Origin of the sequence: Ochrobactrum sp. BTU2, from assembly GCF_024539785.1 — a bacterium.
Classification (GTDB): domain Bacteria; phylum Pseudomonadota; class Alphaproteobacteria; order Rhizobiales; family Rhizobiaceae; genus Brucella; species Brucella anthropi.
The window spans coordinates 1-26,670 of sequence record NZ_JAHWRG010000023.1 but is presented as its reverse complement, the minus strand read 5'-3'; the positions used below and the strand labels follow the sequence as shown (position 1 = coordinate 26,670).

Genomic DNA, 26,670 nt, shown 5'->3' with positions numbered 1-26,670 from the left:
CTCTTCGGCATCGCAAAAGAGAATCATGATTTGCCAAAATCAGGAATCCCATAGCCATGAAATATCGATGCGGAACTTACGATATGCACAGTGTTTAATATTTCTGACTTGGAATCAGAAACAGGGTCTTGGCCACCAAATTTGCCCCGCTTACTTAAGCGGGGTAAGCTTGGCAAATTCGGTGGCAATGTCGAACGCGTAGGCAATCTCGGCAGACCCGATGCGCGCTGCTGTACTGATCTTGCGAGCGGTCAGCGTTCCTGGTTCGAAAGGGGAGGGGAGTGTTCAGGCCCGCGCCGCGATCAATGTCGCGAGCGGCGGGATCGGCTCCGGACTGCCGATCTCCAGCCGGTCGCCCAGATAGTGCCAGAACGATAGACCCAGCTTCTGGCACGTCTTCATCTATCCAAGCAGCGTATCGCGGGCAATGCGGCCGTCACGGCTCATTGTGCCGCCAGAGATCTTCCGCTTGATGACGAAGCTGCGCAGATCGTTTTCCGAAGCGTTGGCGTTGAGCGGGATTTCCGGGCGGTCCAGCACCCGCAACAGCTCGGCCTTGCGGCGCGACAACCGCAACAGGAGCTTGTCGACTGCAACGCGGGAGACCCTTTGAGCCAGGCTGACCCGCTTGGGCGGCAATTACATCTCATGGCAAAATCGGTTGGCCGTGATATCCACAAGATGCATGCTTTCGTACGGTTTCGCGAATTACTTGAGACTGGGTTGCGTCGTCGCTTTGCAGCCTGGTTTGAGCCGGAGCATAATATAGTCGAGCCGGGTAGTTCCTTTTTCGCAAAGCGTTTCGCGGATATGGACTGCGGGATCGCCACGCCAAGGCTTACAGCTCGATTTGAGGCCGGCAGACTTAGTTACCACCCAGGCGGTACACGCCCTGACTTATCGGCAGATGCCACCGAAACGCTTTGGGGCACCTATTTCGCGAACATCTTCAATCCGGCACGGGTAAAGCTGAATGCGATGCGCGCGGAAATGCCTAAGAAGTATTGGAAGAACCTACCCGAAACGCGCCTGATTCCAGATATGTTACGAGATGCCGAGTCGCGAGTGGAGCGAATGCGCGTGGCCGCAGAAACGTCACCAGCGGCTGGCGCAGTCGCGATTTCGACCCGTTATCGCGCTGCGATGCCACAAGCGCCCGAGTTCCCTCAGACAATGATCGAAGCGCGAGCGGCTGCCGGACATTGTCGGCGATGTGGATTATGAGAGGCTGCAACCCAGACTGTTTGGGGTGAGGGGCCGGAAGACGCTGAGCTCATGATTGTAGGAGAACAGCCGGGTGATCGTGAGGATCTGGAAGGTCGACCGTTCGTAGGTCCGGCAGGTCACCTCTTGCGTGAAACCATGGTTGCAGCAGGAGCAGAAGTTAGGCAGACATGGCTGATCAATGCAGTTAAGCATTTCAAGTTCATGCCGCGTGGCAAGCGCCGCCTGCATCAAAATCCTGACCGGCAGGAAATCCTGCATCGTCGCTGGTGGCTGGGGCTCGAATTGGCTTTCATCCGTCCACGCATGGTGGTTGAGTTGGGGGCCTCTGCGGCGTTCGCTCTGACGGATAACAACGCTCCTCTTACTTCGCGACGCGGTCAGGCTGAAATTGGGTTACATGATGGACCGGTGCTGATCTCCTGGCATCCATCCTATATCTTGCGGTTAAACGACAGTGTCGCGAGAGAACGTGCAAGGCGTGAATTGATCGAAGATATAATCCAAGCCGCTCGCATGGACGTATCTTTCTGACCTGTCAATGTTTCAGCTTCGATCAGGAGAGATCAATAAAAGGAAGCCGCCGGCGCGTTCGGTGTGTTAGTTCACTGACAGCAGTGGCCATTACTGCTCCAATGTCGGCACTTGCCGTAATTCCCTGCACGAAAGGCTGGTCGTGCATCAGATACGGCAGTGCGCCGAACGCAATCTTGCCACGTGCAATGTCCGGTGCCAGCAAAGTGTAGTCGTCTGAGACGTCCGGAATATCCTCTCCGACCGAAACGAGTTGCCGGCGCAGTGACGGAAACGGCAAATCCTTCGTCTTGAGTGGCTTCTGGCCTCGGGCGTCGATGAACACGTCGAATGTCCGTACTTCCGTGCCAATGGCGATGACGGTGTGATCCTTCCTTACCTCCATGTCGTAATCGTGCCCAAGTTCGAGGACGTCTATCAGGCCGGCCTTGCGCAGCGCCAGCAGTCTGCGGATCGATTCCGACGGGATGGCAGCATAGTTGTCAACGAAGACCTTGCAGAGTCCTGTATCGAACCGCTCGCGGTCCTCTTCATTGAGACGCGGAATGATCTCCTGCACGACCTCGTGCAGCCGAAGGATTGCATAGCGCCAGGGGACGGTATGCTTCTCCCGCTTGTTGCGCTCCACTTCTTTGAGATTGTATTCTGCCCAGCGGAACGCATCGTGGTTTTGCCGATCATCAAAGTACGCGTCAGCGAAGCTGTCAGCGTCGAGCTTCGAAAGTGAAACACGCTCACTCCAGGCCGGATCGGCCACCTCGATTTCGCGCGCGACCAGGGCAAATATCCTGTCAAGCAAGCCACTCTCGCCAGTCTGGATCTCCCTGTTGATCGCCTGCTCCGTGGCAATCTGCAAGGGCTCGTAAGGGATAGGGCAATAAAAATCCGCTTCTGGCAGGATGCCTGAACGGGACATAAGCGTTATCGCCAGACTTTTACTGTCCGGGTCAAGGTCGAAGCTCAGGTTGTCGTTATCTTCCTCAATGAAGCTTCCATGTTGGGCAACGACCGCCATTGCTGCGTCGATGGCGCTAAGCGATGTTCCCATAATACCCACTTTACACGCAGGTATCCTAGCTTCGATCAGTCCAGACCAGGGGCTGGGATAATAATTGCGCGTTGCCTTTTCATCATCGGGCCAGACGTGTCCGGTGGCGATGACGACGAGATCGAAGAGTTTCGAATCGAGCTTCCCCTCAGACCAGAGCTTTACACCATTGGTGGTGGCTTCGATATCCGTTACCTCGCTGGATTCGTGCACTTCGACTGCAAATCCTTTTCGACGCGCTGCCTCGACAAGAGCCAGAAACTGATCCCGGAAATATTCGCCCAGCAGAATGCGAGGCAGGAATTGTCGATCGTGAAGATCTTCCTTGTCGACCCGGTATCGAGCGAGACGCGTCTCGTCCTGCTCGCGCAGCCAGTCGAGATAGGTCGAGGTAATCGGTGGTATCTCGATGCTGGCGATGTTGGCCAGCATAATCCGGCTGTTCTCATCGTCATTATAAGGCATGCCTACGCCAGCTTCATCTTCCTTCTCGTAGATCGAGATGGACATTTGCTCTGCGAATTTGAGCAGCGAGAAGAAAGTATAAATCCCGGTCGGACCGGTGCCGACGATAGCAATGTTCTTCATGGGCAATTACCAATTTCTCCACATTCCAATACATGCGGTTAACGGCCCGGCTGGGCCGGGCCGCTTGTGTTTGCACTTCGAACATCTCTTCACATCAGTTGTATGCCGCGAGATCAGAGCTTGACGGTATCTTCACGCGCCCATAAGCGGAGCTTACGGCACGACACGACGAAGTCGGTGGCCGCCCTTGAATTGTCGAGCGGGATCAGCCCTTCGTCCATTTCGGGCTCGATACCGGCCTTGGCGAGCAGCGGCATCGCGCCTGCGGTAAAGCCAATGAACTTGCAGTGGGCAAAAGCGTCTGCAACAAAGTCTCTTGCAGTGGACTCACTGAGAAGCCTGTTGGCCGCTTCTACAGATAACACAAGCGCTACAGCATCAAACAATACGGATGGACCACCGTCAATCATATGGTCCGCCTCCATCCATTCGCCGCTGGAAGCTTCGAAACCTCCGACCGTCGGCGCAACCAGTTCCACCATCGCGCCTTCCTTCTCCGCGGCGTGCCGGATACCCTTGAGCACCTGTGCATCCGTGTCATTGGCGACAAGCACGCCGATCTTTCTGCCCTTGAAGCTGCCGGTTCCGTTCTCAATAATGCTGAGCGCGGGAGACGGAGCAAGATCGTCACGCACGGGCACCATCGCGTCCGCAGCCTTCGGCATCTTGCGGATGCCGAGCTTGCCGGCGACCGTTTCCGCAAGATTGGCATCGATATTCAGCAGATGAGATACAACACGCTCGCGGATCGCCGGTGCTTCCACCTTCGACAGTTCGAAGGTCAGCGCCATGGCGATATGTTTTTGCTCCACAGCGGTCTGGCTCAGATAGAACTGCCTCGCCTGGCTGTAATGATCGGCGAAGCTCTCCGGTCTAAGGCGAACTTTCTGTCCGTCTTCCTGCGCTGCAAACGACCGGAACCCGCGCCTGGGGTCGGGCCTCGGCCCTTCGCCCCAGGAATTAGGCTGGTAATTTGCCCGTCCGACAGGATTGCGCATCGCCATATGGCCATCCTGCTGGAGATGGTGGAACGGACACTTCGGCGCATTGATCGGGATATGCGTGAAATTGGGGCTGCCCAGTCTTTTCAACTGCGTGTCGAGATAGGAGAAATTGCGCCCCTGAAGCAGCGGGTCATTGGAGAAATCGATGCCGGGGGGAACGTTCTGCGTCATGAACGCGACCTGTTCAGTCTCGGCAAAGAAATTATCCGGCATCCGATCCAGCACCAGCCGTCCGACCGGTATTGGCTTGATGACTTCTTCCGGAATCAGCTTCGTCGGGTCGAGCACATCAAAATCGAAACTGTCCGCGAAGTCCTGATCGAAGAGCTGCACGCACAGTTCCCATTCCGGAAAGTCGCCAGCTTGTATCGCAGTCCACAGATCGCGCCTGTGAAAGTCCGGATCCGCACCGTTGATTTTCACCGCCTCGTTCCAGACAACCGATTGGAGGCCGAGTTTCGGTTTCCAGATGAATTTGACGAAAGTCGACTTGTCCTTGTCGTTCAGGAAACGGAACGTATGAACACCAAACCCCTCCATAAAGCGGAAGGAGCGCGGGATGGCGCGATCCGACATGACCCACATGATCATGTGCATGGATTCCGGCGTCAGGCTGATGAAGTCCCAGAAATTGTCATGGGCTGACTGGGCCTGCGGAAAAGCCCGGTCAGGCTCCTCCTTGACGGCATGGACCATATCCGGAAACCGGATGGCGTCCTGGATGAAGAAGACAGGAATGTTGTTGCCGACAATATCCCAGTTGCCTTCCTTGGTGTATATCTTGACGGCGAAGCCGCGCACATCTCGGGCAAGGTCGAACGAACCCTTCGAACCGGCGACCGTGGAAAAACGGACGAAGACTGGCGTCTTCTCGCCAACCCGTTGGAAAATGTCTGCGCGCGTATATTCGCTGAGTGACTTTGTCGTCTCGAAATAGCCATGCGCACCGTAGCCCCGCGCATGAACCACGCGTTCGGGAATACGCTCATGGTCGAAGTGAAAGATCTTTTCCCGAAAATGGAAATCCTCAATCAGCGTAGGACCTCGATCGCCGACCTTGAGCGTATTGAGGTCATCCGATATCGGCCCCCCTTGGGCGGTCGTCATGGTTTGCGTTTTCTCGTCGGCGAGTTGATGAAGGTCTCCGCCTCGGCCTGCGTCAAGCTTCTGATCATGAAGCTTGAGCGACTTCCGCCCATTTGTGGTCTTGTTGCTGGCTGACATGGCTGGCTCCGATTCTTTCGCGATCTATGTTCAAATGAAAAGGGTGCCGAGTGGCACCCTTAGCTCATGATCACGCTGCTTTGGCGCGTTGGTTAGCTGACGCATCCGCAAGTTTCGTCAGATCACTGTCCGTTTTGGATTCTTCCTGCAACGTCTGGTCGAGTAGTTTTGCAGCGTCGGTCATGCCAAGCTCCGTCGCCCACCGCTTCAATGTCCCATAACGAGTGATTTCGTAATGTTCGACCGCCTGTGCAGACGAGATCAGGCCGGCGTCTAACGCCGCGGTATCCTTGAATTCCTCCATGATCTCCTCGGCTTCGGCGATAATTCCCTCGATCGCATCGCAAGTCTTGCCTCTTGCTGTCTTGCCCATGATTTCGAACACTTGGACTAGTCGCTCGACGTGGCCTTCAGTCTGTTCACGGTGCTTTTCGAAAGCCGTTTTCAAATCTTCAGAGTGCGCTGCACGCTTCATTTTTGGCAGGGCCTTGAGAATTTTACGTTCAGCGTAATAGATGTCCTTGAGAGTATCGTGGAATAAGTCTTCGAGATTTTTTTCCTTGGCCATAATTCATCTCCTCTTATGAATTGGTTACCACAAATCGCCGGTAAAGTTCCGGCAGTAAGTGATCAATGGCTGATGAGACAGGCAGGAAACTGCGTCTCTGCCTCCTCGTTTAACGCCGTGTCGAAATTTAAGTTCCCGGCCGGACGGCCACAGTTTCTATTCCGACAGAAGCGTTCGACGAGATATCTGCGACTGATTTGTGGGAACTCCTATCTTGCGCAGGCGCCAGCCCCTTCCCATCTGACGGAATGTCAACTGTTTTCAAAAAATCCGATCCGCATCATGCGGAACAAAATCTCGCAGACGCAGTTTCCCACGTGGCGATAACACCCGCCAAGCGCCAGAAACTCATTTAACACCGGGACATGGCGCAGCCCTGCCTGGTGTTGTCACGTTAACTGGGCTGCAGTTGCCTGCCTGACGGTTTGGGCGTAAATTTTGGCGATGCAGACATCAGATATCATCTTCAAGCGTCACCGTTTTCCGCCACAGATCGTTGCTCATGCGGTGTGGCTTTATCTGCGGTTCAACCTTAGTCTGCGTGAAGTTGAAGAAATGCTGCTTGAGCGTGGAATCGACGTATCATACGAGACAGTTCGTCGTTGGATCGCCAAGTTCGGCCCCCAGATCACACGCAACTTGCGGCGGCGTCAGGCGCGCCCCGGCGATGTTTGGTATTTGGACGAAGTGGTCGTCAAATGCGCTGGAGAAAAATTCTGGCTTTGGCGTGCGGTGGATCAACATGGCTCCGTTCTCGAAGAAATCTTGCAGAAGCGGCGTGATAAAAGGGCGGCAAAGCGATTGCTTGTGGCGTTAATGAAGCGCTATGGCTTTGCTCCCAAACGGATCATCACCGATAAGCTCCGCTCCTACGGTGCAGCAAAGGCAGAAGTGGCACCCGGCCTTGACCATTGGTCGCACAAGGGCCTCAATAATCGGGCCGAAAATAGCCATCTGCCGTTTAGGAAACGGGAGCGAACCATGCAAGGTCATCGGTCACCTGGAGCGTTGCAACGGTTCGTCTCCATGCACTCAGCGACCCGCAATTGTTTCTCTGTTCCATCTCGTCGCCGAGCCGCACACACAATTCTCTACCATCGCCTCGAAGCTTTCGATGCATGGAAAATTGCGGCCTGTTTCGCCTGAATATCTACGAGCCCCTGGTCTTTCCGGCCAGAGAAACTTAACGTGACAACACCGCTTCGGCTCATTGATCGCCTTCGGCATTTTTAGCACCGGGCTCTTCGCGCCGGTCCTGATCGCGCACCAGCCAGTGGACTGCTCCGAGCGCAAGAGCCGCGCCCGCGAGGGCGGCAGTCTTGGCTGGCTCCGTCTCGCCAAGGTCGAGGATGATAAATTTGCGCGCGATCGCGAGGAGCGCGATCAGCACGATCGTGCGGACCTGGAGAATGCCGAAGCTGCGTTCTGTCGCCACAAGAAGGGAGCGCTTGAACTCGAGCGCAATTACAACGGTGAAGATCATTCCGAACACCACCTGGAAGGTGGCGTAATCGAGCGTGTCGAACGCTCCCAAGACCAACCGGTTCACGACCTCGCGCATCAGCGCCCAAACCGACGCCACGACGATAACCGCAATGATGGCGCTGAGGACGAAAATGACGACCTGTTCGAACTTCTCGTAGAGCGTCATCGCCGACCATTGTTCACGGGTTAGCCCGGATCGTTTCAGGTCTTTCATCATTCCCCCTCGAAAGCCGCCCCGGAGAAACAGGCTCCCCGGGGCTCACCAGACGGCGTGATATCAAACGGAGCTGAGCGGACGCCGCAAACCGGCGACACCCAATGTGGCAAATCAGCCGTTCTTGACATCGATGCGCTTGATCTTCGCCTGCGCCTCGGGTGTCTGGGGCAGCTTGATCGTCAGAACCCCGTTCTTGAAGGATGCCTGCGCCTTTTCGCCATCCACACCGGGAGGGAGCGGAATTGTCCGGTAGATTGCGCCGTAGCTGCGCTCGGAGAGGTAATACCCCTTCTTCTCCACCTGGCGCTCGATCTTCTTCTCCCCCTTCACAGTCAACATGTCATCGTTGACCGTCACCTCGATGTCCTTCATCTCCATGCCCGGCAGCTCGATCGACACTTCGATCGCGTTGTCGGTCTCGACCATGTCGGATTTGGCTTCGCCGCTGCCCCAGGGCCATTCGAACTGACCGACCCGGTTCCAAAAGTTCTCGAACACATGGTTCATTTCGCGCTGGAGTGTCGCGATCGGGTTGTCTTCGCTGCTCTTGGCGTCTGGCGCGCCGTCCTTGCGCGCCCAGGGGATGAGGTCTTTGATCTGCATGATATGGTCTCCTTCGGTTTTCAGGCGCCCTTGACGGCGATCCTTTTCGGCTGCGCTTCAGGGGCCCGGGGGAGCGTTAAAGTTAGGACGCCTCCTCGCATCTCGGCTTCGATCCTGTCGGGGTCGAAGTCCTCGGAAAGCGTGAAGGCACGCTCGAAATCGCCCTCGCCATATTCGGCATAGGCAAGTTCGAGGTTTTTCGGCCGCACCGGGTCAACCTTGCCGCGGATCGTCAACACACGATTTTCGAGCGTGATTTCGATCGCATCGGCGGCGACCCCAGGCATTTCAAGCATCATGGAGACACCCTGATCGGTCTCGACGATATCGGTCAACGGGCGGTAGATGCGTCCGCCGCCGGTGGTCTCGGGCGAGTCGGTCGGCGTCTTTTCGGCGGCTTGCGTGATGTCGGTGCTCATCGTTCCAGCTCCTCTCAGGCTGCCTTGATCTCGATTTTCTTCGGCTTTTCTTCCTCGGGCCGGGAGATGACGATCCGCAATACGCCGTTCGTCATCCTCGCCTCGACCTTGTCATCCGAGGCCGCGAACGGCAGGCGGATAGTGCGGGAAAACCTGCCGAAACTGCGTTCGTTGCGGTGCCAGCGCGCACCGTCGGGAACCTCGGGCGCCTTGCGTTCGCCCGAAAGCGTCAGGACGTTGTCCTTGACCGAAATTTCAATGTCGCCCGGTTCGATGCCGGGAAGTTCAGCGGTGACTGCAACGGCCTCAGGGCCTTGCCAGACATTTACCGCCGGGAACGCCGCGCGGGACGGCGGCCAGAAACCGCGGTCGAGATCGCGCATCATGGAGCGCATCAGCGCAAAGGGATCGCTGCGGCGCAGATATGTCGGGTAGAGCATTGCTGGCCTCCTGTTGCTGATCGATACCCCCGAACCGTCGGCATGGAGGGACCGGGCAACGGTGCCGGCCGGATGTGGGTTCGGAGAACGCCTATCAAGATAGGCCGTTCCATTTATTATGCAAGCATGTATGATGGATGCATTGCGTTTTGGATGGGGGGGGGCGGTTTCTCCTGTGTACCATGCAATCGGAGGAAGGATACCCATGATCTCTTCGGACATCGCGCTGATCGGGACGACGATCCACCGGGTCGCGCAGCTCATCCAGCAGCGGATCGACCAAGACATCCGCGGCAGCGGCCTGACCCGCCTGTCCTGGATGGCGGCGGCGCATGTCGAGGATGCGCCTGGGCTGACCATCGGCGATCTGGCCGACCTGCTGGAGGTCGGCCAGGCCACAGCCGGCCAGCTCGTCGATCGCATGGTCCGGGGCGGCTGGGTCGAGCGGTCGCCCTCGCCCGACGACAGGCGGGCGCAGATCGTCACGGCAACGTCGAAGGCCCGGGCGATGCTGAAGGAACTCGCGCCGCGGCAATCGGCGCTCGAAGATGAAATCCTGCAGGATCTGTCGGCGGACGAAAGGCGCATTCTGCTGGCGCTGCTCGAGCGCATCAAGTCGCGGCTCGGGCGCTAGGGAAAAGGAAAAGCCGTGTGGAAAAGAAGACCGAATACAACATCTGGTACTGGGTGATGGCTTTCATAGCCGTGATCTTCATCCAGGATCTGATCGCCGGCTGGCAATCCGTCGCGCCGATCAGCTACAGCCAGTTCGAGAAGTATCTCGCTGACGGGAAAATTTCTTCTGTCGCGGTCGGGTCAGACACTATCACAGGCACCTTCGCCGAACCCGTCGACGGCAAGAAGCAGTTCGTGACGACTGTAGTGAATCCCGCAATCCTGGAACGGATAGACCGGTCAGGTATCGAGATCACTGGCGTTCCGCAAAACACTTTCTTCGGCACGCTGATTTCCTGGGTGGCGCCAGCGCTTGTCTTCTTCGGAATCTGGATGCTGCTGTTCCGCAAGTTCGCCGACAAGCAGGGTTTCGGCGGGTTCATGCAGGTCGGCCGCAGCAAGGCCAAAGTTTACATGGAAAGGGAAACCGGCGTCAGTTTCGCTGACGTGGCCGGCGTGGACGAGGCCAAGGCCGAGTTGGAAGAGGTCGTGGAGTTCCTCAGGAACCCCGCCGAATACGGAAAGCTGGGCGCACATATCCCCAAAGGCATATTGCTCGTTGGGCCGCCGGGCACCGGCAAGACGCTGCTGGCGCGCGCGGTGGCGGGTGAGGCCGGCGTGACCTTCTTTTCGATCTCGGGATCAGAGTTCGTCGAGATGTTCGTGGGCGTCGGTGCCGCGCGGGTGCGCGACCTCTTCGAGCAGGCCCGGAAATCCGCGCCGGCGATTATCTTCATCGACGAACTCGACGCTCTCGGGCGGGCGCGCTCCTCCGGCCAGATCGCTGGCGGCCACGATGAGCGTGAGCAGACGCTGAACCAGCTTCTGACCGAGCTCGACGGCTTCGACCCATCAGTCGGCATCGTGCTGCTTGCGGCCACGAATCGCCCGGAGATTCTCGATCCGGCGCTGTTGCGGGCCGGACGCTTTGACCGGCAGGTGCTGGTGGATCGGCCGGATAAGAAGGGACGTGTGCAGATTCTCGGCGTTCACATGAAAAAGGTGAAGCTCGCCCCGGACGTCGATGCCGAGAAGGTCGCAGCGCTTACTCCCGGCTTTTCCGGCGCGGATCTTGCCAATCTCGTCAACGAGGCAGCATTGCTCGCCACGCGCCGCAAGGCTGATGCGGTGACGATGGACGACTTCAACAATGCCGTCGAGCGCATCATCGCGGGGTTGGAAAAGAAGAACCGCGTGCTCAATCCGCGCGAGCGCGAGATCGTGGCGCACCACGAGATGGGGCACGCGCTTGTGGCGATGGCTCTGCCGGGGGTGGACCCGGTGCACAAGGTCTCGATCATCCCGCGCGGAATTGGCGCGCTCGGCTACACTATCCAGCGCCCGACCGAGGACCGCTTCCTGATGACGCGGGAGGAGCTGGAGAACAAGATCGCAGTCCTGCTTGGCGGGCGCGCGGCCGAGAAGATCATCTACAATCATGTCTCGACCGGGGCGGCCGACGATCTGGTCAAGGCTACCGATATCGCCCGCGCCATGGTCGCGCGGTACGGGATGGACGAAGACCTCGGGCATGTCAGCTACGACACCGATCGGCCAGGCTTTCTCGGCACCGGCGACCAGTCGTCGTGGCTGAACCGCCGCTACAGCGAGGCCACTGCCGAGCGGATGGACTCGAAGGTGCGCGACATCGTGGATGGCGTGTTCAAGCGCACCCTCTCGCTTCTCGAAGCCAACCGGGCGCTGCTCGAGCAATCCGCGCAGGATCTCCTGCAACGCGAGACACTGGACGAGCCCGATCTGGTGGCAATTGGGTCCAAGGTGAAAAGAACGGAAGCGGTCGCTGCGTAACACTGTCACTGGCGCAGATGATCGGCGGACAACCCTGACTGGATAAAGAAACGGAGAAGACGAATGGCAAACGGAGCTTGCGATATTTGCGGTCGCCCGGCGACGGCGCGCGTGCGCGCCTCGGTGAACGGCAAAGTTCAGAACATGGAGCTGTGCGATCAGCACTACCGCGAAATGGTGCGCCGGTCGGGCCGCAGCGCATCGCCGCTGGAGTCCCTGTTCGGACGACATTCCCTTTTGGACGAATTCTTCGGCGATAGCGGGTTCGGCAGCCTGTTCAGCGACAGCCCGCTGCGGGGTGGTGCACTGGGCGCCACGGGCGCGGGTGAGGACGACGTCGTGGATGCCACCTTCGGGGAGGAAACGCCGCGCCGCGGATCGCGGCGCGGCGGCGGACGCACCATCGCCGACCGGCTGAGCGAACAGGGCAACAAGCTGCTGCAGGATGCAGCACAGAAGGCCGGGGAATTCGGGCGCAGCGAGGTCGATACCGAACATCTGCTTCTGGCATTGACCTCGTCTGACGTCGTCAAGACGATCCTGGAACAGTTCAAGGTCGATGTGGACGATCTGCGCCGCCAGATCGAGAAGGAGGCGAAGCGTGGAGACGCCAAGACGGACGGCGAAATCGGCGTAAGCCCTCGCCTGAAGGACGCGCTGAACCGGGCCTTCATCGCCTCGAACGAACTCGGCCATTCCTATGTCGGTCCCGAGCACCTTCTGATCGGACTTGCCGAGGAAGGTGAAGGCCTGGCCGCGGCGATGCTGCGCAAGCTGGGGTTGACGCCGCAGGCGCTGCGTCAGCAGGTGACCAAGGTCGTGGGCAAGGGAGCCGAGGAGGGCCGCGTCGAGACTCCGTCGAACACCCCCGATCTCGACCAGTTCAGCCGTGACCTGACGAAACTCGCCCGCGAGGGCAAGCTCGATCCCGTCATCGGCCGCGCCCGCGAGATCGAGACGACGATCGAAGTGCTGGCCCGCCGGAAAAAGAACAACCCGGTGCTGATCGGCGAGCCCGGCGTGGGCAAGACCGCCATCGTCGAGGGACTTGCACAACGGATCGTCGCGGGCGAAGTGCCCGAGGCGCTGCGCGACAAGCGGCTGGTCGAGCTCAACATCAACTCGATGGTGGCCGGGTCGAAGTATCGCGGCGAGTTCGAGGAGCGGGTGCAGAAGATCCTCAAGGAGATCACCGAGGAGAAGGACAGCCTGATCCTGTTCATCGACGAGATGCACACCATCGTCGGCGCCGGCCAGGGCGGCGGCGAAGGTGGTCTCGACATCGCCAACACCTTCAAGCCGGCGCTGGCGCGGGGCGAGCTGAACCTGATCGGCGCGACGACGCTCAACGAGTACCAGAAATACATCGAGAAGGACGCGGCGCTCGAGCGACGGTTCCAGCCGGTTTATGTGGACGAGCCCACGGTCGCACAGACGATCATGATTCTGCGCGGGCTGCGCGACACGCTCGAAAGCCACCACAAGGTGACGATCACCGACGAGGCGATCATCGCCGCCGCGGAGCTTTCGGATCGCTATATCACCGGTCGCTTCATGCCCGACAAGGCGATCGACCTGATCGACCAGGCCGCGGCGCGGGTGAAGATCTCGGCCACTGCTCGGCCCGTGGACGTGCAGGAACTCGAAGCCGAGGTCGCGCAGATCAAGCGCGAGCAGGACTATGCCGCAGCCCGCAAGCAATTCGACCGAGCAGCAGAACTGAAGAAGGAGCTGGAGCAGAAGCAGAAGGAGCTCGACGAGCTTCTGGAGATCTGGAAGCGCGATCAGGCTTCGGCGACCGCCGAGGTGCGCGCCGATCATGTCGCGCAGATCGTCTCCAAGATCACCGGCGTTCCGGTCACTGAGCTGACCACCGAGGAGAAAGACAAGCTCCTCAAGCTCGAGGAGAAGCTGCACGAGCGCGTCATCGGCCAGGAAGAGGCCATCCGCGCCGTGGCGGATGCGGTGCGCCTGGCGCGCGCAGGACTGCGCGAGGGACGCGGCCCGACCGCGACATTCCTCTTCCTCGGGCCGACCGGGGTTGGCAAGACGGAACTGGCCAAGACGCTCGCCGAAGTAATCTTTGGCGATCAGGACGCAATCATCCGCATCGACATGTCGGAGTATGGCGAGCGCCACTCGGTCGCCCGGCTGGTGGGCGCGCCTCCCGGCTACGTCGGATACGACGAAGGCGGGCAACTGACCGAGAAGGTGCGCCGTCGGCCCTACTCGGTCGTGCTGCTCGACGAGATCGAGAAGGCGCACCCGGATGTCTACAACATTCTGTTGCAGGTGTTCGACGACGGTCGGCTGACCGACGGCAAGGGGCGCGTGGTGGACTTCACCAACACCATCATCATCGCCACGTCGAACCTCGGTTCGGACATCATCCAGCGCAACCTCACGAAACGCGGCAGCAGTGAGTTCGACGAGGCCAAGCAGAAGTCCGAGCTGATGGAGGTGTTGCGCGGTCATTTCCGGCCAGAGTTCATCAACCGGATCGACGAGATCATCGTCTTCCACTCGCTGAACCAGTCGGAAATCCGCCAGATCGTCGAGTTGCAGCTCAACCGGGTGAAGCGGACCGCCCTTACCCAGGGCGTCGAACTCGAACTCGATGTGAGCGTCGTGGATCACTTCGGCGCGGTCGGCTTCCGTCCCGAATTCGGTGCCCGCGAGCTACGCCGGCTGATCCGGTCGCAGTTGGAGACCGAGTTGGCCCGCGAGATGCTCTCCGGGCGGATCGAGGATGGTGACAAGGTCCGCGTCGCCTGGTCGGAAGACGAACAGAGGGTCGTGTTCGAAAAGATCGTAAAGGACACCGGTGACGACAGCCCGGACGATCAGGCCAAGGCCGGGATCGAGGAGCCCAGCGAAGTTGCCGAAAACAAGACGGACGTTCCGAAGCCCAGCGTTGGGGATGAGGTGCAGTCCAAGGACGACAAGTCCGCCGAGTGACAGCGCAAAAGACTGGCCCGGCGCGATATCGGTCGCGCCGGACCATCTCTTCGGAGAGTTATAGGAAGGTCCACGGCATGAACGTCATTAGATCATTCCGCAATCTCGACCGGCACGGCCAACAGCGCGCGCCTGAGGTCATCGAGGAAGAATTGCGGCAACTTGAACCGCACCTTGCGCGCTTTCGCGAGGATCTGGTCCGGCTCGAAGTCGTTGCCTCGCAGACGAGGGGCAAGAAGCGCATCAAAGTCAGCCTGCGCCTGCAACTGCCGTCGGGCGTGATCGCGGCGCGGGAAGAGGGATTCGAGATCGAGCCTGTCCTGCGCAAGGCCTTTGCCGACCTGCGCCACCAGGTCGATCGGCATGTGGCGCGCCTCAAGCACGAGCCTGAATACAAGCGTCCCGCCCGCCGGCGCCGGATCGGCGCCCCGCTGCCGCCCGCGCGGGATGCGGCGGAAGCGGACCGGCGCCAACTCTTCTTCGACCTGATCGAGGATCATCTCGATACGGTCTACGATACAGTCAGGCGCGAGTTGACCTATCTCGAGTGTAGCGGGTCTGTGCCGGCTGGCTACCTGAGCGTTGGCGATATCGTCGATGCGACGATCCTCAACGGGCTCAACCGCTTCGAGCGGCGGCCGACCGAATTCTCCGTCCGGGACTGGCTGACGCAGCTGGCCTTCGAGACCGTCGAGGCCGAGGCGCAGGCTGCGCGCCGCGCGGTGCCCGAGGATGCCGCCTCCATCGAGGCGGAACCCGAGGCCCCGGCGGAGGATCCGACCGAGGCGGATCAGGCGATGTTCGAGTTCTACCAGCCCGACGAAGTGCTGATGCTGGAGGACCTCATCGCCGACGACGGCGGCACAGACCCCGAGACCGAAGTGGATCGTCATGATATCGCCATGGCACTGCACCGGGCTATCGCAGATCTTGCTCCGGTCGAGCGCCGCGTCCTGTATCGGATGTACCTGGAAGACGCCACGATCGCGGAGACGGCGCACCTCCTGGGTCTCACTGAGGCGGAAGTGTTGAAGATTGCAGAGAACGCGGCGGAGACACTGCGCGGCACGCTGGTCGAAGCCGGGTTGATCGGCGAGGCATCGGGGCGCCCGCCCGTGGAAAGGGAAATTGCCCGGACGCAGTGTCTGCCTCAACCGGTCGAGGACCGCCGCCGCGTGGCGGCCGCCCTGGCCGGCGCGGAGACAATCGGCACTACTGAGTTGAAACCTGAACAGGAGATGGACCAATGACGACAACCTCTGCAAAGCAATCCGACACGATGCAGGACATGCTGGGCAGCCTGTCCGGGAACTGGTGGCTGTTCGTGCTGCGCGGTGTCCTGGCGCTGGTGATCGCGGTTCTCGCCTTCCTCATGCCTGCGGAGTCGCTGCTTGCTCTGACGCTGGTCTTCGGCGCTTTCGCCTTCGCCGATGGCGTGTTCGGCCTCGTCGCCGCCGTCCGCAACATCCGCGGGGGCGATCGCTGGGGCTGGCTGATGTTCAGCGGCATTCTGGGCATCGCCACGGGCGTCGTCGTGGTTGTCTCGCCTTTTGTCGCGACGCTTGTGCTTGCGACATTCCTCTGGGCCAGCATCGCATTCTGGTCCGTGTTCTCGGGTGCCCTCGAGATCGCGGCAGCGATCCGCCTGCGAAAGGAAATCAACGGCGAAATCTGGCTGATCCTGAGCGGCCTTCTCTCGGTCGTTCTCGGTGTCGTCGTGACCTGGATGCTGCTGACGCGCCCGGTCGAAAGCTTCCTCGCGCTCGGCTGGCTGATCGGCTTCTACGCCGCGGTCTTCGGGGTGATGATGATCCTCCTCGGGCTACGGCTTCGCAAGGCGGATCGTTCGGACGGTGCGGCCTTCGATGACGCTCCCCCATCGGCAAAGGCGTGAGGTGCCCTGTGGTGGATGACGAGCGACTTGCCGGCGAAGAGCACGATTTCACCCGATGGGACGAAACGATCTTCGACCGTTGCCTGAGCACCGGCTTCAATCCGTTCGGCAGCGGTCCGACGCCAATCTTCCTGCGGCACCGGGACGCAGAGGCGCCGGACGCCGATGCGAAGCCGTGCATGCCACCTGACACCGAAAATGCGAGGTGCTGATGTCGAACCGCCTGCCTGACTTGGCATTTGCTGCTGCGGCCGCTGCCTTGGGCATCGGCATCGTTTTCGTTTTTCGTTCGATGTATCTTGCCGAAGACATACTGCCTTTCGCGCAGGAGATGACGCTCATCTTCCTCGGCGCTGTCGTGACGATCATTCTGACCGCGGCGCTTCTCAATCGCCAGACCGATCTCGAGCTTCGCAAGGAAGGAAGGGTCATCATCCTCCAGCAGCAATGCGACATTTACATGGCCTGCATCGAGAAGGTCGCAGAGATCGTGGAAACCGCAAGGCACGATGCGAAGCTGATCGATGAACTGCGTGTTCTCAGCCACAAGCTGGCTGTGGTCGCGAGTGCAGGGGTCGTGTCCAGCTTCGAGCAGGTACTGGAGAGCTTGCAGTCCGGTTTTGCTGACGGCACGCTCTCGGACGGGGACCGAGAGGGCGTGATGAATGCCGTCGCCGATCTCACGATAGCGATGCGGTCGGACGTCCTGCACGCTGCTGCCTTTCCTTCGCAGAACACCGAACGCGCCGTTCGCCTGAATTCGAGGCGAATGGAAAAACTCGGCGATCTCGAACGTCACATTCTCGCATCAACCGACACCCAGGAGAGCTGACATGCGCGGTCACAATCGCCCACCATTCCCGCCGAAGATACCCGGGACCAACATGAGATCATGGGACGTTCCGACCGCGATCATTTACCGGCCGGCACGTTCCGCGATGACATCGGCGCCGCGGCCCAACTACTGGATACTGGAATTCGAGCCGTCGCGCCCGCCCCACATCGAGCCGCTGATGGGATATACCTCCAGCGACGATCCCTATCGTCCGATCCGGCTGAAGTTTCCCGACCGCGAAAGCGCCGTGGACTTCGCAGAGAGGCAGGACTGGCATTATGTCGTGCGCGAGGACGCTGGGGGAGCCCGGATGGCGAACTCTTGGGCGGGTGAGACGCGCCACCGGCTGCACAGGGGCGTCGATGCCCCGGGAGCCTTCCGGGTCCCGTTCCGCCCCGATCGCCGCCTCTCAAGAGGCGTCCAGCATGAGAGCACGGCCGACCCGTCTACCAGCGACAGGGAGAGTTTCGATCCGGTCCTCGAAGCCTCGCTCGAATCCTTCCCCGCCTCTGATCCTCCGGCGTGGACGGGTGTGACAATTGCAAGAAAGACGACGGGATGACGGCCAGCTACATGCGCTCGATCTACCGGCTCTACCGCGAGGAGGGCCTGACGGTGCGCAAGCGCCGGGCGCGGCGACGCGCGGTGGGCACGCGGGCGCCGATCCTGGTCGAGGCAAGGGCGAACGCGCGCTGGTCGCTGGACTTCGTGCACGATCAGTTCGCCTGCGGGCGGCGCTTCCGTGTGCTCAACATCGTCGATGACGTGACGCGCGAATGCCTGGCAGCGATCCCGGACACGTCGATCTCCGGTCGCCGCGTTGCTCGTGAGCTGACGGACCTGATCTCCCGACGCGGCAAGCCGGGCATGATCGTCTCCGACCACGGCACGGAGTTCACCTCGAACGCGATCCTCGCCTGGTCGAAGGATCATCGCGTCGAGTGGCACTACATCGCGCCCGGAAAGCCCATGCAGAATGGCTACGTCGAGAGCTTCAACGGCCGGATGCGCGATGAGCTCTTGAACGAGAGCCTGTTCTTCGGCCTCGACCACGCCCGCAGCGCCATCGCCGAATGGAGGCAGGACTTCAACACCGCGAGACCGCACTCCTCGCTCGGATACCAGACCCCGGCGGCCTTCGCCGGAACCCTTACCGCAACCGGCTCCGACGCTTCGCTCGATAAGGGCTTCGCGTCTCCGCCCGTTGCTCAACCCGCGCCCAACGGCGTAACAGAAACGGTCGAGACTCTAATCGCCGCTGGATGAAAGTTCAGTGGCAGGTCACTTTGTGCGCAACTTTGTCTTGCCTGACAACGTTGATTCGACCAAGGTGACGGCTTCGATGAAAGACGGCGCGCTGGAAGTGCGGCTTGTCAAGGCCGAGCAAGCCAAACCGAAACAGATTGAAATCTCAGTCAACTAACTTTAATTAGGAGCCCAAGATCATGAATATCAAACAGCCCCAATCAACCTTCTCCGCACTTGCCCTGGCGGTCGTCGTCGGACTTAGCGGACCGGCTCAGGCCCAATCGGCGGCAGGTTCTAGCCCAGGTGCTGCAGCACCCTCTGCCGCATCCAAGGCGGCGCAGCCACAGGTAGATGACAAGGCCGCCCGGGAAGCCGAAAAAAAGCGTGCTGAGCTCACTCAGGACGCCATCACGGCGCTCACCAAGACCCAGGAGGCTTTGACACTCCTTGATGCAAAGAAGACCAAGGAGGCGCTCGCTGCGCTGGAACTGGCCAGCGGAAAGCTGGAACTGGTATTGGCACGCGACGCCAAACTTGCTTTGGCGCCGGTCGATGTACGCGTCATCACCCACGATATCCACGCCAACGTGGAAACGGTGAAGAAAGCGGTCGAGTTGTCTCGGGAGTTGTTGGGTGATGGCGAGGTGCAAAAGGCCCGGCCCATCGTCGCCAATCTGGCCAGCGAAATCGTGATCGAAACCGACAACCTGCCGATGGCAACGTACCCGGCAGCGATCAAGTCGGCCGCACGGCTCATCGACAGCGGCAAGATCGACGACGCCAAGGCGGAACTCGCCCGAGCACTGAACACGCTGGTGGTGACCTCGGTCGCCTTTCCTCTGCCCGTGCTACGGGCTGAAGCCGCGATGGCAAAAGCTGAAAAGCTGGCCGAGACCGACAAGCGCGATGCCAAGCAGAACGAGGAGCTCAGCACCTTGCTGTCGTCCGTGCGCACGGAGATCGAGATGGCGCAGATCCTGGGTTATGGCAAGAAGGCGGATTTCAAACCCATCTTCGATCAGGTGAAGTCCATTGAGCAAAAGTCGGCTGGTGGCAAAAGCGGCAAGGGATGGTTCGACGAGTTGAAGACGCGCCTCCAAAAGCTGTTTTGAGGTGATGAAGGGGCCGACTGTTCGGTCGGTCAGTCTCGCGATGTTCGCAGTCAGCCCCAATAGATTCGCCTATTTTCACTAACTCATACGAGGCATATCACCATGAATGAGCAAACATCGAATCCCAATGCGACGAACAAAGAAATAAACGAACAGGCCGCGGTAAGCAGCCTTCCTGTCAGTCCAGAGGCCAAGCCTGAAGTCGTCACGGAGGTACAGCCTGAGGTTCAGAAGGAAACGGGCTCGCAGGCGGCAGACAAACGTAAACAAGTCCTCGATGAGGCCGTCTCGGCCTTGGCGCTGACCAAATCAGCGCTGGCCGCACTTGACGGCAAGGACGCTGCACGCGCATTGGCAATGCTGGCCGAAGTGACTGGAAAGCTGGAGCTGATTGTTGCGCGCGAACCCACGCTTGCCCTGGCCCCCGTTGATGTGCGCACCATCGTGCACGACTTGTTCGCCAACACGGAAACCATTGAGGCGATGACCGACGAGGCGCTGGATGCCCTCAAACATGGCGAGGTGCAACAGGCACGTCACGTGCTGGCTTTGCTGGCCAGTGAAATCGTGATCGCGGTCACCAACATCCCTCTGGCGTCCTATCCCGCAGCCGTGAAGTCAGTCGTGCCGCTTATCGATCAGGGCAAGATTGAAGAAGCCAAAGCCGCGCTGCAGGCAGCGCTCAGCACGCTGGTCGAGACGCGCAGCGTGCATCCGCTGCCCGCCCTGCGCGCCAGGCTGCTCCTGAAGCGCGCCGAGACCTTGGTAGAAGATAGTCAGCGGAGCGAAGCGTCCAATGAGCGCCTGGAGACATTCTTGAACGAAGCGCGGCAGCAGTTGGAAATGGCAGAACTGCTGGGCTATGGAAAGAAGAAGGACTTTGAGCCCCTGTATGCTGAACTCAGGAAAGTCAAGCAAAAGACGGCTGGGGGAGGCGGCGGAAAAGGCTGGCTCGATGAAATCAAGGCAAAGCTGTCCAAGTTGTTCTGAAACCGCTGGATAGGGCGTAAGAGGGGCGCGTCGCGCCCCTCTCTTTGCTCAGGAGTGTATGCTTTTTCACCCCATTAGGCCGCGTGGACGAACCTGATCCATAAGCGGATGCAGCCGAGCAGGGCGAAGCCGAGAAAGCTGGAAGCGGTGTGGTCGTAGCGGGTGGCCACGCGGCGGCAGTTCTTGAGACGGTTGATGAAGCACTCGATGCGGGAACGCAGGGCGTAGAGGCGTCGGTTGACGCTGTGCTGCACCTTGCGGCTCCGCTTGGTCGGGATCTCCGGCTGGGCCCCCCGGTCGCGCGCATCCTGCCGCAGGCGGTCACTGTCGTAGCCCCTGTCACCGAGCAGCACGCCGGGATCGCTGTCGCGCTCGGCCATGAGGTCGTCATAGGCGATTAGGTCGTGGGCCTCGCCGGGCGTCAGCACGACGCTGATGGGCAGGCCATCGGCATTGGCACGCAGGTGGAGCTTGGTCGAGAAGCCGCCGCGCGAGCGGCCGAGAGCCTGACTTTGGGTCCCCCCCTTCCTCCGGCAGCGCAGTGGTGCGCCCGGATGATGGTGCTGTCGATCATCTGGAGCATGTCGGCCTCGCCGCCGCTGTCGGCGAGCGCCTGCAACAGCACGTCCCAGATGCCGGAGGTGGTCCAGCGCCGGAACTGGCGGTGGACCGAGTTCCACTTCCCGAGTTCCTCGGGCAGGTCACGCCACGGCGCGCCGCTTCGGGTGATCCAGAAGATGCCGTCCAGCGTGCGCCGGTGGTCCTTCGGTGGGCGGCCGCCGCGGGCCGACTGCTCCGTCAGGAACGGGGCGAAGATCGCCCACTCCGCATCCATCAAACGATCCCGAACCAAGGCCGACCTCCTCTCCAGAGGTCAGCCTCGAATCACGTCATCCGCCTCGGGGGAATCCCCCTTGTGCCGGTTCGTCGACGCGGCCTAGTCCGATTCTACGCAGGCCTGCAGTCACCTATCGCAACTACTACCGCGACGAGGGAATATACGGCTTCCTGCCGGATGGGCGAAGGAAAGGAAAAGGAAATCCATGGATTTGATGCAACTGCTCTGGCTGTTATTCATCGTCTCCGCACTGCAGCCGGCACTGCAGAGGAAGTATCTGGAGGCGATGCGCACTCGGAAGATCGCTCAAATCGAGAGGATACGCGGAAGCCGGGTGATCCTGATGATCCATCGGCAGGAGACGATGAACCTCCTAGGTTTTCCCCTGGTTCGCTACATCGACGTTAACGACTCCGAGGAAGTCCTGCGCGCGATCTAGCTGACGGACGCCGAAATGCCGCTCGACATCGTGCTGCACACCCCCGGCGGACTGGTCCTCGCTGCCACGCAGATTGCTCGCGCCATCCAGGGACACAAGGGCAAGGTCACAGTTTTCGTGCCGCACTACGCCATGTCGGGGGGAACGCTGATCGCTCTGGCCGCAGACGAGATCGTGATGTGCGACCACTCCGTGCTGGGCCCGATCGATCCGCAACTCGGCGAAATGCCCGCGGCTTCACTCATCAGGGTCGTCGAGCAAAAGCCGATCACGGAAATCGACGACCAGACGTTGGTCTTGGCCGATGTCGGTCGAAAGGCGATCGCCCAAGTCGAAACCGTTGCCGATGCGATACTCGACCGCGTCGTGCACAATGCTCACCGCATCAATTTGGAAGGGGATAGCATGCGCAAAGCCAAATCCGGCATTGACATAACGCTCAGCGCGGACAACGAAAGAACGTAAGTCTGATCAACAACAGGCCTGAAAAACGCCGCGGCTGAACTGTCCGCGAATTAGCGAAACAAGTGTCCGCGATTTACTGAAATCGCTGTCCGCGGATTCTGAAATACGCACCTGCCCCTCCGAAACGACACTCAAAGGGAGAACAGAATGCCCACCGTTGCTTGCCCGAAATGCAGTTCCGTCAATCGCGTGCCGCAGGAACGACTGACGGATAACCCCAGCTGCGGCCGCTGCGGCGCCGCCCTGTTCGAGGGCCGGCCAGTCACACTGACCGCCGCCAGTTTCGACCGACACGCCGATGCCGATCTGCCCCTGCTCGTCGATTTCTGGGCGGAATGGTGCGGGCCATGCAAGATGATGGCACCTCAGTTCGAGGCTGCGGCGCGTTCGCTCGAACCTCAGTTCCGTCTCGGCAAGCTCGATACCGAAGCCGAACAGCAGATCACCGATCGTTACGGGATCCGCGGCATTCCCACCATGATCTTGTTCAGGGGCGGCAAGGAAATCGCGAGGACGAGCGGTGTAATGCCTGCCGCGCAGATAGCGCAGTGGGCACGGTCGCACGTTTAGAGTATACAAGTATTGGCATTTCCTGCGACATGATATCAGGAGAAGAACATGCATGGCGTGACTGGATTTATCGAAAGTGCGGCCTTGTTGGTTTGCGCCGCGTTCGTACTCGTGACGATATGTTCACGGATTGGCGTGCCTAGCATCGTCGGTTACATTCTTGCCGGTATAGTCATTGGACCCGCTGGCCTCGGCCTGATTGCGGAGAGCGCTGCCCTGAGCAGTATTGGCGAAATCGGAGTCGTACTCCTGCTGTTCGCACTTGGTCTGGAATTCTCCTTCGAGAAGCTCGTAACACTCAGGAAGCATGTCTTCGGTCTTGGGGCTGTACAGGTTTCAGTCACGACGATAACGGTTTCGTTGGTAGCGAGTTTGGTCTTCGATCTCGCACCAGTTTCCGCAATCCTCATCGGCGGGGCCGTTGCGATGTCATCCACAGCCATGTGCCTCAAGGTGCTCGCAGGCGCGAACGCTCTTGGATCGGCTCATGGGCGCTTGGCCATCGCAGTGCTTCTGTTTCAAGACTTGGCAGCTGTCGCATTCCTGCTTCTGCACGATTCGATGAGTGGAGCCGCCGAGGGACATGGCGTGATAACGGTCGTCGCCAGTGCAATGGCATTGGTTGCAGCTCTGTTCACTGCCCGTGGCCCGTTGCAGGTGCTTGCCCGTTGGGTAGCGTCGCGTGGCGATCCGGAGCTTGCCCAACTCCTCGCACTTACCATTGCGCTCGGGTCTGCGATTGTCGCGGCCTCCGCCGGTCTTTCTCCGGCACTCGCTGCATTCACGGCCGGCATGATTATCGGCGAGGGTGACGCGCGCCATGCTGTCGAGAACGAGATTCGGCCCTTCCGCGATTTGTTTGTCGGGATTTTCTTTGTCGGCATCGGAACGCAATTGCCACTTTGGATCATTCCATCTGCATGGCCTGTCGTGCTGATCTGGCTCGCGATTATATTCGCGGGCAAGACGCTGATCGTTTTGGTCGTCGCCCGACTATTCGGCGAGTCGCTTCAGACCTCTTGGCGCACTGGGATCATCCTGGCCCATGGAGGAGAATTCAGCCTGATGCTGCTGTCGGTTTCTTCGGCATCGGGCATTGTCGCCAACGAGTTCGCCGGCCCCCTCCTCCTCGCGATTGGAGTGAGCATGTTGGCTGGAAGTCTTATGATTAGATGGGCGGGTCAAGGGCCTAGTCACCCGAATTGGGGAGCATGAGGATTTGTGGGGCGATCATGCGGCATAGGCTGTTTCGTCGTCACGACACGAAAGTGGTGAATCTGTCCTACATTTGAGAACATATCGTGATCATGCAGCGAGGATGGATGTTTCTCGCCGGAGCGGCCTGAGATCGGGGCTGTCCGTCGGGGTCCAGATGTAATCTCCGGTCAGACTGATATGCTGTTGATTTGCGCTGAGAACTGGCTCTGACGCACATTTGCTGCTGTGCAGGTCTACGACGCACCGATCAACCGCGCCTGCAGGAGATCGAGTTTTGCTCTTCCGTACATCTGGCGCTTAATGAGCTTTAAGCGTGTGATCTGTCCTTCCGTTTGCCCATTTGACCACGGTGATATGATTGCATTCCTGACGGCGTCGAGGTCTTTTTCGACGCCGCCGGCAAACGATCCGACCAAGCTGTCCTTAGCGGCTTCCAACCACTCGTCGAGCTTCCGCGCTGTCTTCGAGCGGATCATGGACTGGAAATCACCAATGGCAGTACGGGCGACCACAAGGTCCGAGACGTTCACTTCGATCGCCGCCACCAGGATCACTTCGGATTTTGCAAGGTCGTCGCGCGCGGTGGTCATGAGCCGTGCGATAACCCGTGCGGACGGCGTTCTGGCGAGCCCGCTCTGATTGGCCTTTTCCGCAAGACGCCGGCGTTGAGCCCATTGCGATATGACACCACTCTTTCCCACAAAGCCCTTCGTCTTCATCTCACGCCAGAGTGCCGAAGCGTTCCGTGCCCCTTCTTCCCAGCGGCTGTTGAGCCAAGGCAACCAGCTATCCAGAGAACTGGGCCGCGTTCGGAACACGTCGAGACGCTGCCCCCTTAAAACGTCACGAACGAGCTTCCGGCTATGGCCGGTTTGCCGCACAATCTGCCGTTCGGAGAGTGGAACCGGGTCTTTCCAGATCCTGCCATGACACTCGCAGCAGTCGACCGGCTTGTGCACCATGCCACGATCTTCGAGATGAATGTCGAAAGTTATCGCCGCAGAACCGCGCTTGAAGAAAAACGCCAGCGGGGCCGACCGGCCTCGTTTGCGACAATCAGGACCTCAACGCTGTCTGTCGCCCAGCGGCAATCAGAAAACGAAGAAGAACTTGTCAACGGCAATCAGCATGATAATTTGATCCCGACCGCGACCTAAGAATCTCATCCAGATTGTCGCAAGCGTCTCATCCTGATTGTCGCGCTATAGACTTGAGCCGCAGATTGCTCGAGCGATCATTGAGGATGCTCACCAGACCTGCCCTTATTCGAAAGCAACGCGTGGAAACATAGCAGTCGAACTGGATCTCACCTGAGTTCCGGTTCGCAATAACGGAGGTTGAGATGAAGATTTTCATTATCGCCGTAATGGCTTTCGCAACGCTTGCCACTGCGTGCCCCTACGATCTCACGTCTCAAGAGCCGTCTCCTCTTACCGGTCTGCTCGCATTGACAGCCGGTCCGGGTAAGCTCTGACAATTACAGGACTCATCGGCGCCGGAAGCCGGCGCCGATGATATTCATATGGCAGGACAAACGAACGTCAGGGTATGAGCAGGAGTTTGCCGGTTGTAGCCCGGCTTTCCATATCCGCATGAGCCTGGTGGGCATCGGCAAGTGCATAAGTGTTGCCGATCATGACCTTCAGCGAACCGTCCTCAATCCAGTCAAAAAGTTGCTTGCTTCGGGACCGTAAGAGTTCGGTAGTGGGGATGTGATCGAAGAAGGTGGCGTAGCCGATCTCGATGCTTCTCGGCAGGCTCATAAGATCGAGCGGACCGGGCCCGCCCAGTACCGGTCCGTACCAGCAAAAAGTACCGGAACGACAGAGTGAGGCGAGGGAGTCTTGGAAAGTCTTCGGTCCCGATCCGTCGTAGACGACGTTGACACCCACCGCATCCGTAAGATGCAAGACTTCATTTGCGAACTGTCCGTCCCTGTCGATAATGACATGATTTGCTCCGGCCGCTTTGACAATCGCCGCTTTTTCCGGGGATGAGACGCGCCCGATGACATGACCGCCGCGCCGCTTGATGATTTGCGTCAGGAAAAGCCCCACGCCACCCGCAGCTGCGTGCACCAAAGCGATGTCGCCAGGCTGAACCGGATAAAAGTCTGTCGCGAAATGGCTTGCCGTGAGCCCCTGCATCATGATGGATGCTGCTATGCGATCGTCCACTATATCCGGAAGGCATTGCCAAGTTGTTTGAATAGGGCTTTGAGCAGCTTTCGCCTGTGTTTATCAAGCGGTCATTTCGGTCGTGTAG

Annotated in this window: 25 protein-coding genes and 7 pseudogenes; 21 read left to right on the top strand and 11 right to left on the bottom strand. The window is 59.6% G+C overall.

What is annotated here, in order from left to right:
- Positions 1 to 402: 402 nt before the first annotated feature.
- The gene (locus KWJ32_RS25575) at positions 403 to 639 is read right to left on the bottom strand and encodes a transposase (protein WP_235909143.1); all 237 of its coding nucleotides are present in this window, start codon (positions 637 to 639) and stop codon (positions 403 to 405) included.
- A gap of 9 nt (positions 640 to 648) precedes the next feature.
- Here KWJ32_RS25575 and KWJ32_RS25570 point away from each other — a divergent pair, with 9 nt between their 5' ends.
- Together KWJ32_RS25570 and KWJ32_RS25565 are read left to right on the top strand one after the other, a co-directional pair.
- On the top strand, positions 649 to 1,224 hold the full coding sequence (locus KWJ32_RS25570) for a TIGR03915 family putative DNA repair protein (RefSeq protein WP_247877713.1): 576 nt from the start codon (positions 649 to 651) through the stop codon (positions 1,222 to 1,224).
- A 15-nt stretch (positions 1,225 to 1,239) separates the two neighbouring features.
- Positions 1,240 to 1,758 (top strand): annotated as a pseudogene (locus KWJ32_RS25565) (UdgX family uracil-DNA binding protein); the annotation flags it as partial.
- A 22-nt stretch (positions 1,759 to 1,780) separates the two neighbouring features.
- Here KWJ32_RS25565 and KWJ32_RS25560 read toward each other — a convergent pair.
- The 3 genes from KWJ32_RS25560 to KWJ32_RS25550 form a co-directional block, all read right to left on the bottom strand.
- A complete protein-coding gene (locus KWJ32_RS25560; RefSeq protein ID WP_038595096.1) occupies positions 1,781 to 3,394 on the bottom strand; it encodes an FAD-NAD(P)-binding protein in 1,614 nt (537 codons plus the stop codon).
- A 113-nt stretch (positions 3,395 to 3,507) separates the two neighbouring features.
- A complete protein-coding gene (locus KWJ32_RS25555; RefSeq protein WP_038595097.1) occupies positions 3,508 to 5,622 on the bottom strand; it encodes a catalase in 2,115 nt (704 codons plus the stop codon).
- A 70-nt stretch (positions 5,623 to 5,692) separates the two neighbouring features.
- On the bottom strand, positions 5,693 to 6,190 hold the full coding sequence (locus KWJ32_RS25550) for a ferritin-like domain-containing protein (protein ID WP_038595100.1): 498 nt from the start codon (positions 6,188 to 6,190) through the stop codon (positions 5,693 to 5,695).
- Positions 6,191 to 6,634: 444 nt separating this feature from the next.
- Between KWJ32_RS25550 and KWJ32_RS25545 the strand changes: the two genes are divergently transcribed.
- On the top strand, positions 6,635 to 7,336 hold the full coding sequence (locus KWJ32_RS25545) for an IS6 family transposase (RefSeq protein ID WP_038595102.1): 702 nt from the start codon (positions 6,635 to 6,637) through the stop codon (positions 7,334 to 7,336).
- Between the two features lie 61 nt (positions 7,337 to 7,397).
- Here the strand turns inward: KWJ32_RS25545 and KWJ32_RS25540 are convergent, their stop codons facing one another.
- From KWJ32_RS25540 to KWJ32_RS25525, 4 genes are all read right to left on the bottom strand, one after another.
- Positions 7,398 to 7,889, bottom strand: coding sequence for a phosphate-starvation-inducible PsiE family protein (locus KWJ32_RS25540; RefSeq protein ID WP_038595245.1), 492 nt, complete (start codon positions 7,887 to 7,889; stop codon positions 7,398 to 7,400).
- Between the two features lie 114 nt (positions 7,890 to 8,003).
- The gene (locus KWJ32_RS25535) at positions 8,004 to 8,495 is read right to left on the bottom strand and encodes an Hsp20/alpha crystallin family protein (protein WP_011982931.1); all 492 of its coding nucleotides are present in this window, start codon (positions 8,493 to 8,495) and stop codon (positions 8,004 to 8,006) included.
- Between the two features lie 20 nt (positions 8,496 to 8,515).
- Positions 8,516 to 8,914, bottom strand: coding sequence for an Hsp20/alpha crystallin family protein (locus tag KWJ32_RS25530; RefSeq protein ID WP_012754153.1), 399 nt, complete (start codon positions 8,912 to 8,914; stop codon positions 8,516 to 8,518).
- Positions 8,915 to 8,928: 14 nt separating this feature from the next.
- Positions 8,929 to 9,354, bottom strand: coding sequence for an Hsp20/alpha crystallin family protein (locus tag KWJ32_RS25525; protein ID WP_012754154.1), 426 nt, complete (start codon positions 9,352 to 9,354; stop codon positions 8,929 to 8,931).
- A gap of 205 nt (positions 9,355 to 9,559) precedes the next feature.
- Between KWJ32_RS25525 and KWJ32_RS25520 the strand changes: the two genes are divergently transcribed.
- From KWJ32_RS25520 to yfdX2, 12 genes and pseudogenes are all read left to right on the top strand, one after another.
- The gene (locus KWJ32_RS25520; RefSeq protein ID WP_128094959.1) at positions 9,560 to 9,988 is read left to right on the top strand and encodes a MarR family transcriptional regulator; all 429 of its coding nucleotides are present in this window, start codon (positions 9,560 to 9,562) and stop codon (positions 9,986 to 9,988) included.
- A gap of 17 nt (positions 9,989 to 10,005) precedes the next feature.
- Positions 10,006 to 11,838, top strand: a complete 1,833-nt coding sequence (ftsH, locus tag KWJ32_RS25515) for an ATP-dependent zinc metalloprotease FtsH (RefSeq protein WP_256886459.1) — start codon at positions 10,006 to 10,008, stop codon at positions 11,836 to 11,838.
- 63 nt (positions 11,839 to 11,901) lie between these two features.
- The gene (locus tag KWJ32_RS25510; protein WP_038595109.1) at positions 11,902 to 14,796 is read left to right on the top strand and encodes an AAA family ATPase; all 2,895 of its coding nucleotides are present in this window, start codon (positions 11,902 to 11,904) and stop codon (positions 14,794 to 14,796) included.
- 77 nt (positions 14,797 to 14,873) lie between these two features.
- Positions 14,874 to 16,046, top strand: coding sequence for a sigma-70 family RNA polymerase sigma factor (locus KWJ32_RS25505; RefSeq protein ID WP_128094961.1), 1,173 nt, complete (start codon positions 14,874 to 14,876; stop codon positions 16,044 to 16,046).
- Complete coding sequence (locus KWJ32_RS25500; protein ID WP_038595111.1) at positions 16,043 to 16,690, top strand: HdeD family acid-resistance protein; 648 nt, start codon at positions 16,043 to 16,045, stop codon at positions 16,688 to 16,690. The genes KWJ32_RS25505 and KWJ32_RS25500 overlap by 4 nt, the downstream gene beginning before the upstream one ends.
- An 8-nt stretch (positions 16,691 to 16,698) precedes the next feature.
- On the top strand, positions 16,699 to 16,902 hold the full coding sequence (locus KWJ32_RS25495; protein ID WP_038595113.1) for a hypothetical protein: 204 nt from the start codon (positions 16,699 to 16,701) through the stop codon (positions 16,900 to 16,902).
- Positions 16,902 to 17,522, top strand: coding sequence for a hypothetical protein (locus tag KWJ32_RS25490; protein WP_094544353.1), 621 nt, complete (start codon positions 16,902 to 16,904; stop codon positions 17,520 to 17,522). Before KWJ32_RS25495 ends, KWJ32_RS25490 begins: the two co-directional genes overlap by 1 nt.
- 1 nt (position 17,523) lies before the next feature.
- Positions 17,524 to 18,087 (top strand): NADH dehydrogenase ubiquinone Fe-S protein 4, encoded by a 564-nt coding sequence (locus tag KWJ32_RS25485; RefSeq protein WP_128094962.1) that lies wholly within the window; start codon positions 17,524 to 17,526, stop codon positions 18,085 to 18,087.
- Positions 18,088 to 18,107: 20 nt separating this feature from the next.
- Positions 18,108 to 18,791, top strand: a pseudogene (locus tag KWJ32_RS25480) (IS3 family transposase); the annotation flags it as partial.
- Positions 18,792 to 18,804: 13 nt separating this feature from the next.
- A pseudogene (locus tag KWJ32_RS25475) lies at positions 18,805 to 18,948 on the top strand (Hsp20 family protein); the annotation flags it as partial.
- Between the two features lie 22 nt (positions 18,949 to 18,970).
- Positions 18,971 to 19,885 carry a heat resistance protein YfdX1 gene (gene yfdX1, locus KWJ32_RS25470; protein WP_128094963.1) on the top strand — a complete coding sequence of 305 codons (915 nt, stop codon included), beginning with the start codon at positions 18,971 to 18,973 and terminating at the stop codon, positions 19,883 to 19,885.
- A 102-nt stretch (positions 19,886 to 19,987) separates the two neighbouring features.
- Positions 19,988 to 20,875: a heat resistance protein YfdX2 gene (gene yfdX2 / locus KWJ32_RS25465; RefSeq protein ID WP_011982919.1), complete on the top strand. Its 888-nt coding sequence runs from the start codon at positions 19,988 to 19,990 to the stop codon at positions 20,873 to 20,875.
- A gap of 74 nt (positions 20,876 to 20,949) precedes the next feature.
- On the opposite strand, the gene KWJ32_RS25460 is transcribed toward yfdX2, so the two are convergent.
- Positions 20,950 to 21,710 (bottom strand): IS5 family transposase gene (locus tag KWJ32_RS25460; protein WP_247877704.1). Its coding sequence is split into 2 segments (ribosomal slippage): positions 20,950 to 21,404 and positions 21,404 to 21,710, totalling 762 coding nucleotides; the frame shifts between segments, so codons are not numbered across the junction.
- A gap of 208 nt (positions 21,711 to 21,918) precedes the next feature.
- Here KWJ32_RS25460 and KWJ32_RS25455 point away from each other — a divergent pair.
- The 3 genes and pseudogenes from KWJ32_RS25455 to KWJ32_RS25445 all read left to right on the top strand — a co-directional run bounded on the left by KWJ32_RS25455 (position 21,919) and on the right by KWJ32_RS25445 (position 24,402).
- Positions 21,919 to 22,617: pseudogene (locus KWJ32_RS25455) on the top strand (ATP-binding protein).
- Positions 22,618 to 22,764: 147 nt separating this feature from the next.
- Positions 22,765 to 23,187: a thioredoxin TrxC gene (gene trxC / locus KWJ32_RS25450; protein WP_011982916.1), complete on the top strand. Its 423-nt coding sequence runs from the start codon at positions 22,765 to 22,767 to the stop codon at positions 23,185 to 23,187.
- 48 nt (positions 23,188 to 23,235) lie between these two features.
- On the top strand, positions 23,236 to 24,402 hold the full coding sequence (locus tag KWJ32_RS25445) for a cation:proton antiporter (protein WP_011982915.1): 1,167 nt from the start codon (positions 23,236 to 23,238) through the stop codon (positions 24,400 to 24,402).
- A 236-nt stretch (positions 24,403 to 24,638) separates the two neighbouring features.
- Here KWJ32_RS25445 and KWJ32_RS25440 read toward each other — a convergent pair whose 3' ends face one another.
- Complete coding sequence (locus KWJ32_RS25440) at positions 24,639 to 25,187, bottom strand: transposase (RefSeq protein WP_235889936.1); 549 nt, start codon at positions 25,185 to 25,187, stop codon at positions 24,639 to 24,641.
- A gap of 105 nt (positions 25,188 to 25,292) precedes the next feature.
- Between KWJ32_RS25440 and istB the strand changes: the two are divergent.
- The 3 genes and pseudogenes from istB to KWJ32_RS25425 form a co-directional block, all read left to right on the top strand.
- A pseudogene (gene istB, locus KWJ32_RS25435) lies at positions 25,293 to 25,562 on the top strand (IS21-like element ISRel5 family helper ATPase IstB); the annotation flags it as partial.
- A gap of 52 nt (positions 25,563 to 25,614) precedes the next feature.
- Positions 25,615 to 25,719 (top strand): annotated as a pseudogene (locus tag KWJ32_RS25430) (peroxiredoxin); the annotation flags it as partial.
- 28 nt (positions 25,720 to 25,747) lie between these two features.
- A complete protein-coding gene (locus KWJ32_RS25425; protein WP_255481881.1) occupies positions 25,748 to 25,879 on the top strand; it encodes a hypothetical protein in 132 nt (43 codons plus the stop codon).
- Positions 25,880 to 25,946: 67 nt separating this feature from the next.
- Here KWJ32_RS25425 and KWJ32_RS25420 read toward each other — a convergent pair.
- A pseudogene (locus KWJ32_RS25420) lies at positions 25,947 to 26,594 on the bottom strand (zinc-binding dehydrogenase); the annotation flags it as partial.
- Positions 26,595 to 26,670: the final 76 nt, after the last annotated feature.

What these genes read in the sequence shown, in the direction of transcription:
- KWJ32_RS25570 (WP_247877713.1), top strand. Translation starts at nt 649, where the DNA reads ATGGCAAAATCGGTTGGCCGTGATATCCACAAGATGCATGCTTTCGTA.
- KWJ32_RS25560 (WP_038595096.1), bottom strand. Translation starts at nt 3,394, where the DNA reads ATGAAGAACATTGCTATCGTCGGCACCGGTCCGACCGGGATTTATACT.
- KWJ32_RS25555 (WP_038595097.1), bottom strand. Translation starts at nt 5,622, where the DNA reads ATGTCAGCCAGCAACAAGACCACAAATGGGCGGAAGTCGCTCAAGCTT.
- KWJ32_RS25550 (WP_038595100.1), bottom strand. Translation starts at nt 6,190, where the DNA reads ATGGCCAAGGAAAAAAATCTCGAAGACTTATTCCACGATACTCTCAAG.
- KWJ32_RS25545 (WP_038595102.1), top strand. Translation starts at nt 6,635, where the DNA reads ATGCAGACATCAGATATCATCTTCAAGCGTCACCGTTTTCCGCCACAG.
- KWJ32_RS25540 (WP_038595245.1), bottom strand. Translation starts at nt 7,889, where the DNA reads ATGAAAGACCTGAAACGATCCGGGCTAACCCGTGAACAATGGTCGGCG.
- KWJ32_RS25535 (WP_011982931.1), bottom strand. Translation starts at nt 8,495, where the DNA reads ATGCAGATCAAAGACCTCATCCCCTGGGCGCGCAAGGACGGCGCGCCA.
- KWJ32_RS25530 (WP_012754153.1), bottom strand. Translation starts at nt 8,914, where the DNA reads ATGAGCACCGACATCACGCAAGCCGCCGAAAAGACGCCGACCGACTCG.
- KWJ32_RS25525 (WP_012754154.1), bottom strand. Translation starts at nt 9,354, where the DNA reads ATGCTCTACCCGACATATCTGCGCCGCAGCGATCCCTTTGCGCTGATG.
- KWJ32_RS25520 (WP_128094959.1), top strand. Translation starts at nt 9,560, where the DNA reads ATGATCTCTTCGGACATCGCGCTGATCGGGACGACGATCCACCGGGTC.
- KWJ32_RS25510 (WP_038595109.1), top strand. Translation starts at nt 11,902, where the DNA reads ATGGCAAACGGAGCTTGCGATATTTGCGGTCGCCCGGCGACGGCGCGC.
- KWJ32_RS25505 (WP_128094961.1), top strand. Translation starts at nt 14,874, where the DNA reads ATGAACGTCATTAGATCATTCCGCAATCTCGACCGGCACGGCCAACAG.
- KWJ32_RS25500 (WP_038595111.1), top strand. Translation starts at nt 16,043, where the DNA reads ATGACGACAACCTCTGCAAAGCAATCCGACACGATGCAGGACATGCTG.
- KWJ32_RS25490 (WP_094544353.1), top strand. Translation starts at nt 16,902, where the DNA reads ATGTCGAACCGCCTGCCTGACTTGGCATTTGCTGCTGCGGCCGCTGCC.
- KWJ32_RS25485 (WP_128094962.1), top strand. Translation starts at nt 17,524, where the DNA reads ATGCGCGGTCACAATCGCCCACCATTCCCGCCGAAGATACCCGGGACC.
- yfdX1 (WP_128094963.1), top strand. Translation starts at nt 18,971, where the DNA reads ATGAATATCAAACAGCCCCAATCAACCTTCTCCGCACTTGCCCTGGCG.
- yfdX2 (WP_011982919.1), top strand. Translation starts at nt 19,988, where the DNA reads ATGAATGAGCAAACATCGAATCCCAATGCGACGAACAAAGAAATAAAC.
- trxC (WP_011982916.1), top strand. Translation starts at nt 22,765, where the DNA reads ATGCCCACCGTTGCTTGCCCGAAATGCAGTTCCGTCAATCGCGTGCCG.
- KWJ32_RS25445 (WP_011982915.1), top strand. Translation starts at nt 23,236, where the DNA reads ATGCATGGCGTGACTGGATTTATCGAAAGTGCGGCCTTGTTGGTTTGC.
- KWJ32_RS25425 (WP_255481881.1), top strand. Translation starts at nt 25,748, where the DNA reads ATGAAGATTTTCATTATCGCCGTAATGGCTTTCGCAACGCTTGCCACT.